Origin of the sequence: Fervidobacterium pennivorans, assembly GCF_001644665.1 — a bacterium.
Lineage (GTDB): Bacteria > Thermotogota > Thermotogae > Thermotogales > Fervidobacteriaceae > Fervidobacterium > Fervidobacterium ngatamarikiense.
On record NZ_CP011393.1, the window covers coordinates 806,893 to 824,505 of the forward strand.

Annotated in this window: 12 protein-coding genes and 1 tRNA gene; 3 read left to right on the forward strand and 10 right to left on the reverse strand. The window is 35.2% G+C overall.

Features of this window, described 5'->3' with window-relative positions:
- Positions 1 to 636: 636 nt before the first annotated feature.
- From JM64_RS09860 to JM64_RS09750, 4 genes are all read right to left on the reverse strand, one after another.
- Positions 637 to 4,611: an AAA domain-containing protein gene (locus JM64_RS09860; RefSeq protein ID WP_269446861.1), complete on the reverse strand. Its 3,975-nt coding sequence runs from the start codon at positions 4,609 to 4,611 to the stop codon at positions 637 to 639.
- A 356-nt stretch (positions 4,612 to 4,967) separates the two neighbouring features.
- A complete protein-coding gene (locus JM64_RS03815) occupies positions 4,968 to 6,251 on the reverse strand; it encodes an AlbA family DNA-binding domain-containing protein (protein ID WP_197473455.1) in 1,284 nt (427 codons plus the stop codon).
- Positions 6,252 to 6,255: 4 nt separating this feature from the next.
- Entirely contained in the window at positions 6,256 to 6,843 is a 588-nt protein-coding gene (locus JM64_RS03820; RefSeq protein WP_064011552.1) for a type I restriction-modification system subunit M N-terminal domain-containing protein, read from the reverse strand.
- 135 nt (positions 6,844 to 6,978) lie between these two features.
- Positions 6,979 to 7,128 (reverse strand): YkvA family protein, encoded by a 150-nt coding sequence (locus tag JM64_RS09750; protein ID WP_158510125.1) that lies wholly within the window; start codon positions 7,126 to 7,128, stop codon positions 6,979 to 6,981.
- Positions 7,129 to 7,524: 396 nt separating this feature from the next.
- Between JM64_RS09750 and JM64_RS03825 the strand changes: the two genes are divergently transcribed.
- Complete coding sequence (locus JM64_RS03825; RefSeq protein WP_082204731.1) at positions 7,525 to 7,821, forward strand: RsiV family protein; 297 nt, start codon at positions 7,525 to 7,527, stop codon at positions 7,819 to 7,821.
- 1,221 nt (positions 7,822 to 9,042) lie between these two features.
- On the opposite strand, the gene JM64_RS03830 is transcribed toward JM64_RS03825, so the two are convergent.
- Positions 9,043 to 9,753 (reverse strand): DUF3298 and DUF4163 domain-containing protein, encoded by a 711-nt coding sequence (locus JM64_RS03830; RefSeq protein ID WP_064011553.1) that lies wholly within the window; start codon positions 9,751 to 9,753, stop codon positions 9,043 to 9,045.
- A 172-nt stretch (positions 9,754 to 9,925) separates the two neighbouring features.
- Positions 9,926 to 11,929, reverse strand: a complete 2,004-nt coding sequence (locus JM64_RS03835; protein ID WP_064011554.1) for a hypothetical protein — start codon at positions 11,927 to 11,929, stop codon at positions 9,926 to 9,928.
- Positions 11,930 to 12,107: 178 nt separating this feature from the next.
- Here JM64_RS03835 and JM64_RS03840 point away from each other — a divergent pair.
- A tRNA-Ala gene (locus JM64_RS03840) sits at positions 12,108 to 12,183 on the forward strand.
- A gap of 49 nt (positions 12,184 to 12,232) precedes the next feature.
- On the opposite strand, the gene kamE is transcribed toward JM64_RS03840, so the two are convergent.
- Both kamE and kamD read right to left on the reverse strand, forming a co-directional pair.
- Positions 12,233 to 13,027: a lysine 5,6-aminomutase subunit beta gene (kamE, locus tag JM64_RS03845; protein WP_064011555.1), complete on the reverse strand. Its 795-nt coding sequence runs from the start codon at positions 13,025 to 13,027 to the stop codon at positions 12,233 to 12,235.
- Between the two features lie 10 nt (positions 13,028 to 13,037).
- On the reverse strand, positions 13,038 to 14,609 hold the full coding sequence (gene kamD, locus JM64_RS03850; protein WP_064011556.1) for a lysine 5,6-aminomutase subunit alpha: 1,572 nt from the start codon (positions 14,607 to 14,609) through the stop codon (positions 13,038 to 13,040).
- 126 nt (positions 14,610 to 14,735) lie between these two features.
- On the opposite strand from kamD, the gene JM64_RS09985 reads away from it, so the two are divergent.
- Complete coding sequence (locus JM64_RS09985) at positions 14,736 to 14,936, forward strand: IS1/IS1595 family N-terminal zinc-binding domain-containing protein (RefSeq protein ID WP_231882466.1); 201 nt, start codon at positions 14,736 to 14,738, stop codon at positions 14,934 to 14,936.
- A 131-nt stretch (positions 14,937 to 15,067) separates the two neighbouring features.
- On the opposite strand, the gene kamC is transcribed toward JM64_RS09985, so the two are convergent.
- The gene (gene kamC, locus JM64_RS03855) at positions 15,068 to 16,549 is read right to left on the reverse strand and encodes a lysine 5,6-aminomutase reactivase ATPase KamC (protein ID WP_064011557.1); all 1,482 of its coding nucleotides are present in this window, start codon (positions 16,547 to 16,549) and stop codon (positions 15,068 to 15,070) included.
- A gap of 25 nt (positions 16,550 to 16,574) precedes the next feature.
- On the reverse strand, positions 16,575 to 17,612 hold the full coding sequence (gene kamB, locus JM64_RS03860; protein WP_064012495.1) for a lysine 5,6-aminomutase reactivase subunit KamB: 1,038 nt from the start codon (positions 17,610 to 17,612) through the stop codon (positions 16,575 to 16,577).
- Position 17,613: the final 1 nt, after the last annotated feature.

Here is a 17,613-nt window from a genome sequence, read left to right on the forward strand (position 1 = left end):
CTATTAGGTTGATGTGTTACAACTTTAGTATACACTTTAATTATATCATAATCGTCCTCGTCCGAATATTTCAAATACTTTATTTTTTCTTTCTTTACATTCAACCGACTTTTTAGACCTTTCAACGCTTTTACTTTGCTGTCGAACCACTTCGTTTTTACCTATCTTTCATCCCCTGAAATGCATAGGCTTTAGATGTCATTTTTCAAAGATTCAAAAAGTTGTTTTTTAGCTGCTAAATTGAGTCTCATTCCCATCACCTCCAAGTGAATGCGTACTACGAAACAAAAAAGCCCTGGAATAAACCAGGGCTTCGTACATTATCTACTCAGATGTTTTGTCTTTGGGGGATGATATTGATACAATAAAAGCATTATTATTTTAAGTTGTTAATAGATTAAAGTTTTCTACACATTTCTCATAAATAACATTAGCTAATTTTTTTGCCTGTAGGTTCCCCACTAATCGAAGTTTTCTTAATTCTACTAAAGAGAATAGGTGCTATCTAATAGCTTAGTCTTTGACACCTACTTGACAAAAAACCAGAAGGGTTAGTATTCCTATTGAACACCTTCAAATAGATACAATAAGACTTAAACTAAAAAATAGATTCAAGAATAATACCAAACAGATATTTTAAGCAAATGCCTCTATCATATCTTTCAAAAATCCTTCTATTTCATCTATTTCCCTTTGAGGGTTTTCCCACCAATCTCTACTCCAAATTCTTATTATGTTCCATCCTCTTGACTCTAAAAATCTCTGCCTATGAATGTCCCTTTCTCTTGCAGATTTTGAACTGTGATAAGTTGCACCATCACACTCTATTCCCAATATATATCTTGATGTATTAGGGTCATAAATAGCTAAATCTATCCTATATCCCGCCACACCAACCTGCGTGTCTACATGGTATCCTCTTTCAACTAAAGCGTCATACACCTCCTGTTCAAAATCACTATCAAATGTCTTTTGAGTGTTTGGTGATAAATCGGAATCTAAAATGCTGTTTAAAATAGTCTCAACCATCTCTTTATTTCCATTTGAAACTTCCCTTGCATATTGTAAATATTTTTTTAGAAGTTTTGGCCCGTTATTTTTAGTTGAATCTACATTTAATTCCTCAGGTTCAATTGAGGTAACAACATATATTTTTTTCTTTGCTCTACTTATTGCTACATTTAATCTATTTTCTCCTCCATCCACAGATAAAGAACCAAAATTTGCTAAAATCTTACCATTTTCATTTGGTGCATACCCTATAGAGAATATAATTATATCCCTCTCATCACCTTGTACATTCTCTATATTCTTTACAAATAAACTCTTGTCCTCTCCGTTTTCTAACCTATCCCTTTCCTTTAAAAGAAGCTGTTCAAAATACGGATCATTAGATGCTTCATTATCAAGCATTTCATCTATTAAATCCCTTTGTGTAATATTGAAGGTTATTATACCTATAGTTTCGTTTTCTTTTCTATTCTTTAGTATATCTTTAACCAACTCAACAACCTTTTCTGCTTCTTCTATATTAGTTTTCTTAATCCATCTTCCATTTACCTTTATTCTCTCTATCGGCTTAAACTTAGATATATCTGTTTTTTCTACATTAGGTGAAATTTTTAATCTTCCGCCGTAAAAAGCATAGTTTGAAAAATTAATTAACTCTTGATATTTAGAACGATAATGGTAAATTAAATGAACAGAATCATATTTAACCTTAGCTAAGTCTAACAAACTTTCCTCTTCTAATGCTGCTGCTACCTCTAAATCTTCATATTCTTCGTCATCATCAAATCTTACTTTAAATACAGACGTAGGTCGTAATTGTTTATCATCTCCTGCTATAACAACTCTTTTACCTCTATATATTGCAGGTATTGCATTTTCAACAAATATTTGAGAAGCCTCGTCAAATATTACGATATCAAATAATCCATTTACTAAAGGTAAAACTTCGGATGCAGTTTCTGGGGTTAAAAGCCAACATGGAAATAAATCAAATAACATATCTTTGAATTCGTTTGCATACTGTCTAATAGGCCAAAGCATCTTTTTCTTTTGTGCTTGTCTTTCAAATTCTTTATATCTATTAAAATCTCTGTTTCTAGTGTTTATAAAAATACTGTCCCATTTCTCGACTATATATTGCGCAATCAATTCCCTTTTACGAGCCATATATTTTTTGCTGTCTCCTACTAAGTCATAATATTTTCCATACAATGTGATTTTATCCTTTTCTTGATTCTCTATCTTATTTATATTGTACAAAATAAAGTACTCCTCAATATCGTTCACTATTTTGCGAGCGTGGTTTAAATCATTTGTTATCTCATACACAAAGTCTAAGATGTTTTTCTCTTTATCTGAAAGCCAATTTAGTCTAGCAATTGTTTTCATGAAATCTTCGTATATACTCAAGCCATCTATCAATTTATCGATATATCCACTTAAATCTTTTAAATCATATATGCTTTTTATTAATTCTTCGTATTCATCTTCCACTACTATATCTCTTATAAAGTCAAATTTCTTTTTAAATGCATCTATCTTTTCTTTATCATTTAAGAGCTTTTTATATATTTCTTGTCCCCTTCTTTCGTATTCCTTTTTATTTTCCATTTCTATTTTCTTATTTTTACTATAATTTAACCAGTAAATAAGGCTCCACCATCTACCATTGTTTAATTTAACTAAAAGTTCTCTATTACTCTCTTTATTTATAGCTTCACTTAAAGCAGTTATATCGTCTGGCAGCACATTTTGTTTTTCTTTATAAAGAATTAAAAGCTTATCCTTACAAATTTCATCTAAATCCAATTTAATCTCTGCGTTACTATAATCATTTTTTATACTGGTTAATTTATCGATATAATCATCTATATCGAAACGATCTAAACCTTCTCTTATTTTCAATATCATACTATTATTAGAAACGTATCTTTTGTATTTAAAATAATCTTCCAAAACACCTTCTTTAAGTATGTTTTCAACGCTTGATTTTACATCATCATACTTATATGCTTCAACAAAATTACACGTTTTAAATTTCCTAAATATTTCATATCTAGCATCTTCCTTTGAAACAATCTTTTTAGACATTGAGTACATCTTTTGTAATGATAATCCAAATTCTCTTTCCTTGTGAAGGAAATCTGCAAGTTCCTCTAATTTCGAAATATTGTTATCTACTCTTTCAGAATATTTCTTTATTTCGCTTAATGTATTTATCTTTCTTCCATATGATGTTTGTATATAGTTATCCTCTATATTTTCCAAAGCGTTTTTAACCTTTTCATAAAAATTCTTTTTATCTTTATTAGAATCATGCAGAAGAACTATCTTTGAATTTATTTTCGCTAATCTGTTATATATAACATCAAGAGCAGCCCTTTTTTCTGAAACCATAAGCACCTTTTTTTCTTTAGATAATGCATCAGATATTATACTTGCGATAGTTTGCGATTTACCTGTACCAGGCGGACCATAAATTACAAGCTGTTTTGTTGAATCAGCCATTTTAACAGCCTTTTCCTGACTAAAATCTAATTCTGTCAAACAATAAAAATCCTCTTCTTTTATTTTTTCAGATTCATCACTAAATAAATAACCAGTATCTCCATTATCTCTTACACCTTCATTAGTCAATAGCTTTTTAACCAACTCATTTTCTTCATCAGCTTTTTCTAATCTTAAATAATCAACATATATTGAATTTGCTATTGGAAAGCGTCCTAATATCAAATATGGCTTTATTACCAATTCCCCTATTGCGTAATCAGTTACTCTATCTGTATCTGCCTTTATTTCGATAAATCTTTGAACTTCTGTTCTTTCCGACATTTTTAACTCTATACCCATCTTATTTAAATAACTTACAATATTGTTTAAATCATCAAACCCTAAACTTGATAATTCATCAAATTCATTTTCTATTTCTTCATTTAATTGTACACCATTGAATTTAGAAAATGCCACTAACAATACTTTATTTATCATTACATTCTCATCTAAAATATTTTCAAGAAACCATTCATCTCCCATTTTAAATATCTTTACAGGAAAAAGCAAAAGTGGAGCCCTTACAAATGTTTCGTCCTTTAAACATCCTTCAACAAAAGGGTATCCAATATACATTTCGTATCTACCTGTTTCCTTTTCAGTAGACAATATCTCTTTATTTAGGTAATTTAATGAATTTGAATAAGTTATAAGTGTTTCTGCTTGTGCTTCTATTCTTCGCTTTTCATTTTCGAATTTTTCTTGATATTTAAATTTTATCTTCTGTTTTTCTTCTTCTAACTTCACCTTATCTGCTATTTGTAGTTTTTCTATTGCTTCCTTAATTTGATTATTTATATTTGTTTGAAGAATAGCTATTTGTTGATTTTGCCAAATATATGGGTCTTGTAGAATCTTAATTCTTCCTTTATTTCTAGAGAAAAGAAATCTCAAGATATCTTTATCTATATTATCTTGAAAGTTCTTTAATAGATACAAATCAAATGAATGCTTTTTATATATCTTTTTCATCACCAAACTTCTGTTTCTGCCGCTTAAATTAACCAACCTTTCTTTATATTTTTTTAAATATCTCTTGCACTTTACCACCCGCCACAAATTTGATAATGTTAACTAAAAGTATTGAAACTTTCCAAAAACCGCATTATTCTTATAAAGATGGGACACCCCCCAACCTACTCTTGATAAAGCAGTTTCACCGATATGAACAACTCAACACTCTCTTGTCCCAAATGCGATTCCTCCAGCTTGTACAAAAACGGTCATAAGGTTTTTGTGCAGTGAAGAATCTTTGGAAAACGCACAATGGTAATATCAATCTCATTCTGTTGTTTAAGCATTAGTGCCACTCCTCGATATGGTTTTGCATTCTCATTAAACATTTTTTCTACATAAGCATTATACAATCGCCACAATCGCCAACTAAATGCCAACAAATCGCCAATTTATTTAAGAATGTAATGAGTATTCCTTCCTTTCCCAACAGGCAACAGCAATCCTTTTTCAACTAAAACGTTTATATCCTTTCTTGTACCCTCATCAGAAAGCCCTGTCAGTTCCCGATATTCTCTGTTGGTAATCTTCCCTTTCTCCTTTACATACATAACTGCCTTTATCTGCCTTTCATTTAACCCAAGCTTGGCTAAATGCTCTTCTGTGTATATGTCTTTGTAAAATTCGACCACGAAACCGCCTTCTTCTTTAAACTCAGGTTCTGGCAGTCCTGCTTTCCTGCAAAGTTCAACCATTCTTTTTGTACCGCTTCCCCATTTTTCAATCAATCCTGCGAGGAAAAATACATAAGCAATATGCCTGTTGCGTGGTATTGATCCATGATCTTGTTTTAGCATCTCAATTGTTATTTCTTCTGGAAGCTTACCCGGATTGAAAAACCAAATTTTATTATCATAAATCTTTATTTGAATGTCCGCAAGGCTTAAATAATCCCTATGAATTAATGCATTTATTACTGCCTCTCTTATAGCTTCAAGAGGATAATCCCATATATCTTCTCTTTCTATCCCTTTTATTTCAAATCGAACATTCAAATGTTTTTTAATAGCTTCCATTAATCCATCAAGCTGTTTGAAAAGATTTCCACTAACATCTATGGTATCAAGTATGATGGTTGGAGTTTTAAATCTTCCAACACGGGCACCTGCACCGTGGATATACTTTTGAGGTTTTTTACCAAAAAGCAACAATCCTGCATTTGTAAGTTTATCCTCTTTTACAAGTTCAAGGTTTTTGAGAATCTTTTCGATGGAATCTTCTTCGGATATTTCGGGCAGTCTCTTCTTTGCCATCCTTTTAAACCTTTCTATTGTTTCGATGTCTACTTCGTCAACGCCTGCCTCAGAAGGTAATGAATCCCACGAAATTCGTTGTTTTTTTAGCATAAATCTCACAAGTTCATTTCCGCTAAGTTGCTGAATGGTCGAACCTGTCCGAATGTAAAACTTACCGTCATATGAGATCGGCACTTCTGACTTTTCCACTTTTATTTTTATTACCTCCTGCCCTTTTACGATTTCAACATCAACATCTGCAATAACTCCAAGTTTGCTTAAAATTTTATTTGGTATGTCTTCAAGGAGTTTATCTATATTGGCTATTCCAATAGGATTGCCTTTATCATCTACACCTATGTATATTATTCCACCTTCTGAATTAGCAAATGCACAGATTGTTTTAAGATGTTCGTCGTTCCACTGTGCTTTAAATTCCACTTGTTTAGACTCTCTCATAGTATCCAAGTTCCTCCAAAAATTTATTTAACTTACTGACTTCCTGCTCTCGTTCCTTTAAAAAATGCTCAAGGAACACATGATGCTTATGCCAAAGATTTTCAAAAATCTTTATCAGTTCTTTTTTCTCTTCATTTATTAGGTCAATAAGCTGCTGATCTTTTAGTCGGGTTTTTCCCTTTACTGCGTTAAAATCTATGTGTTTCAAAACTCCATCAAGCTCTGGATTTGCTTCTTCTAAAGCGCTCAGGGCTTTATTTAGTTGATTTCCTACATCCTCTTTTAATTTCAAAATATTTTCCCACCTTGCCCTTTCGGGTATAAAAAAGGCATCGCCATAAGAGGTTGGATCTTCTAAGAGTTCATGTATTTGCTCTTCAGAAAATCCCAAGAGCTTATAGTTATCTTTTAACTCCTGTCTTTTTTCCTCAAAGACATCTGATGCATATTTTAGAAAAAGCATACCAAAAATATATTCTTTATATTCAGAGGCGTCCATCTTACCTCTGAGTATATCAGCTGCTTTGAAAAGATGTGTTTCAAGCTGTCTTAAGGTTATTTTGTCACCAGCCAAATCGATCCCTCCAATTAATAAATTTATTATAATGTTTATTAAAACTATTGAAACTTTCCAAAAAGCACATTATCCTTTAAATATGAGACACTCACAAACAACTCTTGAAAAAGGTAGGTTCGCAAGATGAATAAGTCATCGTTTCCATTCTTTGTATCTATCCAACTCAACTCTAATTTGGTTTATTATGAGCGCAAATACATCCGCATCATTTGTTATGCCAAGAGAAGGAATGCCATCTGGTAGGGCATCTATGGGATTAACAAAATAAAGTACTACTATCACAATAGCTAAGTTTGTTTTAAATGAAACTCCATATTTTCCGCTTAACCAATTAACCTAATATTCTTGCATAGGTAGTTGCCATTTCTTATAGATTTATTCTATCTGTTGATATGTTACAACTTTAGTATTCTATTACAATTATATCATATCGTTACCGCAAAAACATTTCAAATACTTTCTTTTTTCTTTACATTCAATCAACTTTTTAGACCTTTCAACGCTTTTGCTTTGCTGTCGAACCACTTCATTTTTCACCTTATCTTTGTTCATCCTTTAAAACGCATAGGCTTGATTTCTCAAGGCTCATATCCATCGCATCAATATGTTGTTAAATCTGGTGGAGCCGATGGAATTCGAATCCATGGCCTTTATCGTGCGCTGTATAATTAATAATGTATGCGAAGACATACTCCTTCATCTAATGTGGGAGGAAACAGAGGGAAAAACTTTGGTTTTTTAATCACACTTTTGGTAGCATTTATTGTCGTATTGATTATTAGCAGTGTTTTTTGTGAACTCAAAATCAATTTGCAGAAAGATGTTCACTTCGAAGATACCGTTGCGTATGTTGAAAAAGCCTCCCTGTCACAAAGACCATTTACGATAACAAAAGGTGCCTTGCAAATATGCTACCAAGATTACGAGATTGCCCCTTACTTAACTGGTATGCCAATCTTCGAAATTCCATTTTGAAAACTTGAAACCTGTTTGAGATATAAATTTCATTAGTGCTCATATTGTTACTTAGTATATCTATCATGATTACCATGACACAATTTAGTATGCCAATAGCAAGTAACGGCGCTTAACCACACTGTATATATCTTGACTACTTTATTATGCCTGACAAATGTACTTTTCTTATATATTATTTTCTTAGTCAGAACTGTGTAATTTCTACCATAGATATAACATAGCTATACCTAAGTTATATGGTCTTCCCTTATTCTTAGGCTCTTAAATTCACATTTCGTCAGTATTTATCTTACAGACAAATAAGAAAACAGAGTACGGTCTTACAGTCGTCTATTATCGTATTAAATACTATCCTTCGCACCGCACTTCTCAATTGTTTGTATGCTAATCACATAACATACCGCGCAACAAATAGTATAAATAAAAGTTTTTGAACGCCACCCTTGTAAAATGCCCTATAACACATTCAAAAACGAGAAGATATATTAAGAATTATCGGCTGTCATGAAATGCTTTATAGGTCAAATAAAAAGGATGGTGTTTTAAATCGGCTTGAAATAATCTCAAATTAATTGTTTATATGAAGATTGACATTGGGAACAAAAACTGCAATATAAGAAACCTTATATTGCATTTTTTGACTTTTCTGAAAAAAGGTATAAGAGAACCTTGTTTCAAAGAGTACTTCAAACGTCTACCATTCCTTCGTTCTTTTTATTTGGCTTATAACACATTCTGTGAGAAGATTACGATACTTTTATTAAACCCGTCGTGCAAACAACTTTGTAAACCGTTTTAAAGGTACATGTTCAAAGTATATTTATTTATTATATTCTCAGAACTCTATATTAAACAACTCGTATTCGTGTTCCTAGTTGAATCCTATAGACGTTAGAGTGTAGTAGATTTTTGTAAAACCATTAAACGAGCTAAGGACGTAGTTGGTCTGGGCTTTTGTGGGTTATCTATCCTTTGAAACAGAATGATAACTCCGGTGCAAGGTATGTCTTTGTAGCGTATAGATGTAGTAAAGACTAAATTTATTCTTATGTCAATGTAGAAGTAGCACATCTGTAGGAAATTAGTAAACTCTAAATCTATCATATTATCCTTACACATATTTATGAAACATAGTATATAAGTAGTGTATGAGTGTAGATAGTCTAACCTGGGTTTGTATGGTATAGGTCTTACAGTTAGGTCATAAGAGTATGTTGTTTAGTCAATTCTAACTCGAAGACAAGGCTTAAGAGGAGATAGTGGGATTTCAAACACTGGTAATCCTGTTGAGTGTGGTGCAATTTCGTAGTCCTCGTAGTAAATCTGAAGAGATTCTTTTGTAATAGTAAACGCTCGTTTGGATATATCGTCATTGTTGATATATTCAACGGCTTCTGGGAAGAATTCTTCTTTTCGACTGATTATCTGCTTAGTGATAAAATCTTTAATCGTTTTTTCGTAATTGCATGTTTCAGAGAAAATGTCCTTCAGCGTAAGGAGTTGTGAATTTTTTAGGTCAATGTTGTACGAATCGAACGTGGTAATTCCATGTGCACCACCTGTAAATGTGTAGTAGTATATTACCAAGCTCACAAAGTCTTTTGATTTAAACTTCATCTCTGTTGAGATATAGACTTCATGTTTGGTTCGCAGTGTTCCATCCTCTGCGGCTTGGTGCGCAGCTGCTTTAACCTCTTCGATTATATTTCTGACTTTTTCTTCTATCTTACTGTTCAAACTGTTTTCAAAGTCAAGATTTTTTGTATTTCGAAACCTAGGAATTTGTATGTGGATTTTTACAAATTCGGTCTCTGTCTTAGTCTCCACAAGTTCGACAACTTCGGCTCTCATTCTGAGTAAATAAACAGTAATTGCCAATAGGAATAAGAGTGCTAAAACTATTAGCCTCGAATCAAACTTGTTTTCCATATACGTTCCCCCCTTTAAGTATTTTGTTCATCTTATCTACTACACATTGTTCCTCGGGTGTTATGACAACTGATGGATGTGAAACCGCGCTTCTGTTTAAGAAAAGTAAAAGAGCAGGCTGAACTCAGCCTGCCTCGTGTTTTAAGATTGTGCCCTCACTTGAATACAAAAATTAGAACTGTCCATACTGCGGTGTTGTTGGCTGTTCTTGAGGTTCTTCTGGTTTCACATTTGCAGGTTGTTCTATCGTTGTTTCTTCTGAAACTGGTTTTGCGTTCTCTCTTTTTGTTTCTATTGGTTTCTGTTGTATTTTCTGTTGCGGTTGTTCTAAGGATGTGAGGCTTCCACCGTTTTCAAGTGTTTTTAACACATCGTAAGACCTTGTTGTCCAGTTTTCGCCGTTGTAGAAAACTTGAACAACTTTTATCTGACCAGCTGGTTCTACCGCAAATATTATTTGCAAGTTGTCACTTGTGTAGAGGACTCTATCATTGTTTCTATCAATTTTCCAACCCTTTGGTCCAAGTATCTCTTCGTATGTCTTCGATATGAAGATGGAATTTTTTACAAGTTCAACTAAGTTGTTACCTAAAGTGTCGACTTTGAAGATTTTGGAGACTATATAGTCTGATACTTCGTCGATAACAGTGATTCCGTCCATATACATATTTTCGAGAACAGGTTCTCGACCAAAATAAAGGTCAAAAACGAATGTAAAGTTCCAGTTCCTCGTTCCGTATTTCCCAACACCTGTCAGTATGACTCTGTCTTTTTCTTTATCATATGACCATGTGGGATTTTTCAGATAACTTCTGAAAGCTTCTTCGTTGTTTGTAAAGCTTGAGTACTTGACTATCGTGCCTGATTTAACTTTTTGCACCTTGTCGACTCCTTCCGCGCTTATACCTTCTTGCACGGGAGTACTTTCCACAACTTTTCCACTTGCAAGTATCTTGGCGGTTAAGACGTCAAATTTCTCTTCCACATCGTTGAGCATAGACTTGGCAAGATAAACTCCATCTTTTTTTAAGATGAACTCCACATAAAATTTATCGTTCTTTGCGGTTTGTGCTGTAACAATTAATTTTATACTGTCGATAGCGTATTCTATATTCCATTGGTCATTCTTAGAATATTCTGTGAACAGTTCTCCAAACGTTTTTGTTGAATTCGGAATCTTTGTTGAGAATATGATTTGTTTGTACTTGTAAATATCTTTGTTCTTATCAAGATTGGAGTATCTGCTATACAAATATGATACTAAGTAAGGTATACTCTCCTTATCCACGTCCTGACCGTTCAGCAAGGCATAAGAAACAATAATTTCTCCGTTTTCGTCTATCTTGAAACCAATGGTTATAACAGTCTCTTTGCCTTCTATAACGTCCATTCCGTTAAATTCTACCATCTTTCTACTTTCGTCTTTTATCGTCCACCTTACGTTGCTTAGTTTTGAAAATACCTCACCGATTGATACTCCGGGATAATCTTTCAAAAAACTATTTTTTACAACCTCGAGAAGGTCATGCTCTATTGATTTCTTGTACACCTTGGCAAGGAAAATCCTCTTTTCAGCATCATTCAGTAACTTGCCATTCACGAAGACTTTTTCAGCAATTATTCTTATTTTGCCGTTGACTTTGCTGATGTTGTACACGATTTGTACCGCGTTCCCAGGCTCGTCCTTTCCAATCAAAACAACATACTCCCGCCCGTTATCTTGGAAATAATCGTAGCTAATATTGTTTAAATAACTCAACACACTCTTCGGATCCGAAGTTTCAAAGTCTGCGATGGGTTGGTTTAAGGCCAGGTTATAGAACGCTTTTGCGTAGATTGTTTTATACATCTCTTCAGGATTTTGGCTAATTTGGTTACCAACAGCGATACTTATCAAACCCTCTTTCGTTACACGGGCAGTGTATACGTTACTCATTTCATCTATAGCTGTTATAGTGACTACCCCAAAACCAGAAGGTTGAATTGACACGTTCTTGAAGGCATTTTCGAAAGCTTCCCTGATTGTAAGTACTTTAAAATCACCGTAGTACCTTTCAACAATCTTTTTAAGTGAATTGTAGTAGACTAAAGCTAAGAGCATAACAACGACGATTCCTATTAAAACTATCGATAAGAACGTATACCTATTTCGCTTTTTAATATTGTACCTTCTCACGTATCATACCCCCTTGCATGGAACTAAAACATTACTGACTCCCAAGTTATATTATACACTTGTTCGTTGAATTTTTAACTAGCACAATTTGAATATACAATTTCCCTTCTGTTGATGACCCTCTTGAAAAAATAAAACTTCTGTGTTAAAATTTCGAAGGTACAAAGATATTATTTGTGGGGCCGTAGCTCAGCTGGGAGAGCGCTACCTTCGCACGGTAGAGGCCGTGGGTTCAAATCCCATCGGCTCCACCAAAATTAAAAGCCCTGGAAATCCCAGGGCTTTTCTCTTTTCTTTTTGATTTCATTTCTTATTTCCGAACCTTCTAACCCACTCTTGCGCAATGAATGCGGCAACATCTTCGGCAAATGTTCCGGGGCCAAACCCGGCATCGAAACCAAGTTCTTTTGCAAGCTCGTGGGTAATTCTTGGCCCACCTACAATAGCTATGACTTTATCTCTGATTCCTTCCGCCTCAAGTAGTTCTATGAGGTGAGTAAGGTTCTTTATATGTATGTTTTTCTGTGTTACGGTTTGTGAAACAAGTAAAGCATCGGCTTTCACTTCTATAGCCTTCGCAACGAATTCTTCGTTTGGTACTTGACTTCCCATGTTGTATACTTCAAACATTCTGTATCTTTCAAGTCCGTAATGACCTGCAAAACCTTTCATGTTAAGGATGGCATCGAGCCCAACTGTGTGTGCGTCTGTTCCTGTTGTTGCACCGACGACTACAAGCTTTCTTCCAATGTTTTTCTCAATAAACTCATCTATTTCTTCCATGGTCATTTTGTGAACCTCTACCTTTGGCACCTTAATAGCGGTGAAATCTACAGTGTGTACACAGTCACCATAACCTATGAAAAACGTGAACCCTGGTGTGAGTTGGTAATGGTAAACAATCATTGGGTTGTCTAATCCCATTTTTTTCATGAGTTGCTTTGCCGCTTCTACAGCTTCATCACCATCTGGAACGGGTAATGTAAAGCTGACTTGGACTTTACCATCGTTCATTGTATCTCCGTATGGTTTTATAGCTTTTAAATTCAATGTTTTATCGAAATCTTTCCTCTTAAGTGAGTAGAGTCCTCCACCCATCTTTTCCACCTCACAGGTCTAATTGTTTTTTGAGCATCTTTTCAACGAACGGGTTGTAGTAATGTTTTCCTTTTTCGAAAACCCCGTCAAGCCCTTTTCCACCTTTTATCGAACGTTTTGTGTTAGCAAAGACACCTTTTTCGAGTGATTTGAATAAACCATCTTCTCTCATCTTTTCCAACAATTCTATCGCTTGTTCGAGCACTTGCTGAGCCCTTCTTTGAATTATTCCACCGGGCTTGAAAATAACTTCATCGCCGATGTTACGCATGTTGTTGAATATGTACTTTGCTGTGTCGATAGCCACGTATCTGTCTGAAAGGAACGGTGTATGTATAGCTTCCGTCATCATTCCAAGTAGTTGGATGCCTTGTTTTGTCCAAATACCAACGACGTTAAACATGGCATCCTGGACAAGACCGCGGAAGATGTTGCCGGTCATGAATCTTGTTGGGGGCATGTATTTAAGAGGCGCTTTCGGGAAAAGCTCTCTTGATAACTGTGCTTGAGCTAATTCGTACAAAAATCCGTTTTCCAAAGATGGGTCCATCTCAAATGCATGTCCAAGTCCCATCTGCTCCTCGGGAATACCTGCAAGTAACGCGAGTTGTTCATTGATGAGTTGTGAGGAGATTACAGTGTAACCTTGTTCGTAGGCATCTGCGGTTGTTAGGTAGTTATCTTCACCTGTGTTGATAATAATCCCAGCATACCCGAGTATGATTCTAGAAAAGTACTGGTCAATCATTGTTCTTATCATATTTATATCTCTAAATAGAATACCATACAGCGCATCGTTCAGCATTACATCAAGTCTCTCCAGTGCACCAAGTGCTGCAATTTCTGGCATACATAGACCTGAACTATAATTCGTTTGTCTGATGTATCTTTTTACCTCTCTCGCCACTTCGTCAAGTGCTTTTCTCATTATCCTGAAATTTTCCTGTGTCGCGTATGTCCCACCGAATCCTTCTGTTGTTGCTCCGTAAGGCACGTAATCCAGCAAACTCTGAGCAGTTGACCTAATAACTGCAATGATATCTGCTCCCTGTCTTACCGCTGCCTGCGCTTGTACAACATCTTCGTATATGTTTCCAGTTGCGACGATAACGTATATGTACGGTTGTGGTGGGTCTCCCAGTTCTTCAAGCATCCTTTGTCGTTCAGCTTTTTTCTCGTCGATAATTTTAATTGCCTTGTCAGCCAACTCATCTGTAACTCCTTTGATATCATCAATGTTGTGCATCGGTAATTTTGTGAGATCAAGTTTATCAGCAGCAATGGCTTCGGCAATTTCTTGAGGTGTCATACCGCTCTCAAGTACAGCATTACCGATGTATAACGCAACACCATTTTCCAAAGCCCCTTTTTCTTTCAGATGGTCAACAACAACATTTGGTAGTGGCACGCCTTCCTCGCTAATTCCATCTATTCCAAAGAACCTACAAATGGTTCTTTCAACACTAACAGTCGAGTATTTTCGAACAAAATTAACAACATCAACAGCAATATCTTTTGCCAGTTGTCGGGCTTTTTCCACCCTTTTCGGATCTATCCCCAGTTTGCTTTCAAAATACTCCATCGATTTTCCCCTCCCTGCCAGTAATTGATAATGTTAACTAAAAGTATTGAAACTTTCCAAAAACCACATTATCCTTTAAAGAGGGGACACCCCCCAACCTACTTTCGACAAAGGAGGTATCCAGATATGAACAACTCAACACTCTCTTGTCCCAAATGCGGTTCCTCCAGCTTATACAAAAACGGTCACGACAAATACGGTAACCAACAATTCCTTTGCAAGCTCTGCCATCATTCTTTCAAACTTTCCCATTCTCACAAATGCAAAAACTTCTGTTTCCCTTATCCCAAATGCCCTTCTTGTGGTAGGTCTAAGGTCTTTGTGTAGTGAAGAATCTTTGGAAAACGCACAATGGTAATATCAATCACATTCTTTCACACTTACACTTTTTCATCACTACAAGTTAACACTATCCAGTAATTTCTAATGTATTCTAAGGCGCATATAATTGTCTTCTGTTATTTGTGCTCTTTGTGGTGTCTGTCTAAGAGTTTTAAAGCTTGAGATACTATATCCTTGCTCACGCCTAATAAATCCATCACTCTTATGGCTTCTTTTGGAACGGTTTTTCCATCATCGGGAATGAGTTGATAATCCATCAATTCTTGTATATCATTTATATCATTGACCGATTGGATATTTTTCAGCGCATCTTCCTTTAACCCCTTTACTCTGAAACGCGTATGGCATTCAACATCGTCGAAATGAGTAACTATGACCACGAAGTTTTTTGTCTTTTCAAAACATTCTACAAGTGCGTTGACTATTGCCGTGCCTTCGTATGGATTTGTTGTTCTTGCTGGCTCGTCTATCAGTATGAGTGCAGAGGTATTCTGAGAATATCTGTAAGCGCTATCTATTAAAGTTATCTCTGAAGCGAACGAAGAAAGTCCACTCAATGGACGCTGAAAATCTTCAGTTACAAGTGCTATGAGCTCCAAAAACGGAAGTTCCGCACGTTTTGCCGGTACAAAAAATCCCAAGAGTGCCATGTATTGGATTAATGCAACAGTCCTTAAAACCACACTTTTACCTGACATATTGGCTCCAACAATCACAGTGACCCCGCGTTTAATCGTTACGTCAACAGGTTGATAGGTTTTGCCACGTTTCGCAAGCTCGTCTTTCAGTTGAGGGTTAAACATTCCAGTTATTTGTATGTTTTGAAGCTCATGGGCTTTACTATACAGAATTGGCTTTGAAAGTTCTAACTCTATTGCCAACTTAGCCTTCGCGAGGATGATATCGAGATATCTAATCTTTTGAATAGCTTCTTCTAGTAATGGTGCAAATTCCCAAAGTTTTTTAGATAGCCTTTCTAATACTTCGTTTTCTACACTTCTTTCCTGCTCTGTTAATTGAAGAACAACATCTTCAATACTTTCTGATTCTTTTAAATTATCATCCTTTGCATTTTTCTTTTGTAATTGTAATATCTCTCTTTTCTTTTTCCTGATTTGAGAAAGACGTTCGTCGTAAACATCGTAAATGTAAAATGTGGGGAGTCTGAGATGTTCAGGGTCAAGAAGGTCTATTACTGCTTCCAAATCGGGTAACGAAACACGTTCATGGTTAGAAAACACCTGCTGGGTTTTATTTCTGATTTCCTGTGCAACAAGGACAAAATTCTTCAATTCAAATAGTTCAATCTCATCAAGGATTTCGTTGTTTGTTATTTTTTCTATCGTTCTCGAAACATCAAGGATGCATTCTAAATCGTGTTCAACATCGGCAATTAGTTTATCTTCACGTTCAATCAAGCGCACAACAAACGCAGTGTCATCAAAGTGCTCAAGTATACGCTCATAATTCAACGGTTGAATGTGTTTAAAATATTTTTGTCCCATATGTGTTTTGGGATTAAGTCTGCTTTTAATATACTCAAACCCCGTTAGTCTTTCAAAATCTTCCCTTTTGGAAGGAATTGTTTTAAGTGACATCAGATAATTCACCCACTTCGACTGGTCAAATATTCTTAACCGTTTCTAATTTCACATCGATTACCGGAACATCAACGTGCTTCTTAAGCTCTTCGATAATTTCAGGTGAATTCAATACATACCCTACCGGTGAAAATGGGTTAACTGTTATACCTATTATACTTGCACGTTTCAATACTCTTATTGTCGGCTTGTACTTTATATAGTTTTCATACGAAACAAAAATCTTTGTGAAATCCCTAACTATAATTTCGTTAACACTCTTGGTGCTTACAAATCTTAAGACGTTATCAGTAAGTGCCCCAGGAATGTATATCTTTTTAACACCCTCATCTAAACTCGTTTCAAAGACTTTACTAAGCTGGAGTGCTGATTCTATACCCAAATCTTTCCAGTTACCGCTTTGGAATATATGAACGGTAGTAGCCAAAACCAATTTTTCTTTGTCTTCCATGCTTACTTCAGGTAACTGACAGAGTGAGTAAATGTATCGGGTATGCTTTACTATCTCCCTTTTATCCAAAGAATAGGCCGCTCCAGTTGCAAGAACTATCCCATCAGCGATAAATGGTGTTGCCTGACTAAAACGAGAGAGAGCGCCATCAATGATAACAATGTCTGAGTATTCTTTCAATAGCCTTACAGTTTCTTCCATCCATGCAGCTGTCGGTGGTCCTGAGAGCACGACTTTTCCAGGTTCTAATGCTTTTGCAATGATGACACGTCCTGTTGGTGTATGTTGATGTGAAACATGGATGATTTCTGAAAGCACTGTCCTTTTTTTGAAAAATAGCTCGGTTGTTGTGTAGACGAAACCATAATCCACATATACAGATGGTTTAAATGTGCCAAAAACTAAGTCCTTCTCCTCTCCATCTGTACCTATCGATGTTAGCGCTAATCTCTTCTGAGGGCTTACATGCTTCACAATAAAGTTCAGCGTTTCTGTTTTGCCTGTGTTTTTTTCAAGCCCAATGATAGCGATGACTTTCCTTTTTAGGATTTCGTTAATTAGCTTTTCAAAATCATTTTCGTGTTCTTCTACTCTTTCTATCCCAAACATA

Excerpts from the sequence above, each read along its gene's own strand:
- JM64_RS03825 (WP_082204731.1), top strand. The coding sequence starts at position 7,525 with ATGCGAAGACATACTCCTTCATCTAATGTGGGAGGAAACAGAGGGAAA.
- JM64_RS03830 (WP_064011553.1), bottom strand. The coding sequence starts at position 9,753 with ATGGAAAACAAGTTTGATTCGAGGCTAATAGTTTTAGCACTCTTATTC.
- kamE (WP_064011555.1), bottom strand. The coding sequence starts at position 13,027 with ATGGGTGGAGGACTCTACTCACTTAAGAGGAAAGATTTCGATAAAACA.
- kamD (WP_064011556.1), bottom strand. The coding sequence starts at position 14,609 with ATGGAGTATTTTGAAAGCAAACTGGGGATAGATCCGAAAAGGGTGGAA.
- JM64_RS09985 (WP_231882466.1), top strand. The coding sequence starts at position 14,736 with ATGAACAACTCAACACTCTCTTGTCCCAAATGCGGTTCCTCCAGCTTA.
- kamC (WP_064011557.1), bottom strand. The coding sequence starts at position 16,549 with ATGTCACTTAAAACAATTCCTTCCAAAAGGGAAGATTTTGAAAGACTA.
- kamB (WP_064012495.1), bottom strand. The coding sequence starts at position 17,612 with ATGTTTGGGATAGAAAGAGTAGAAGAACACGAAAATGATTTTGAAAAG.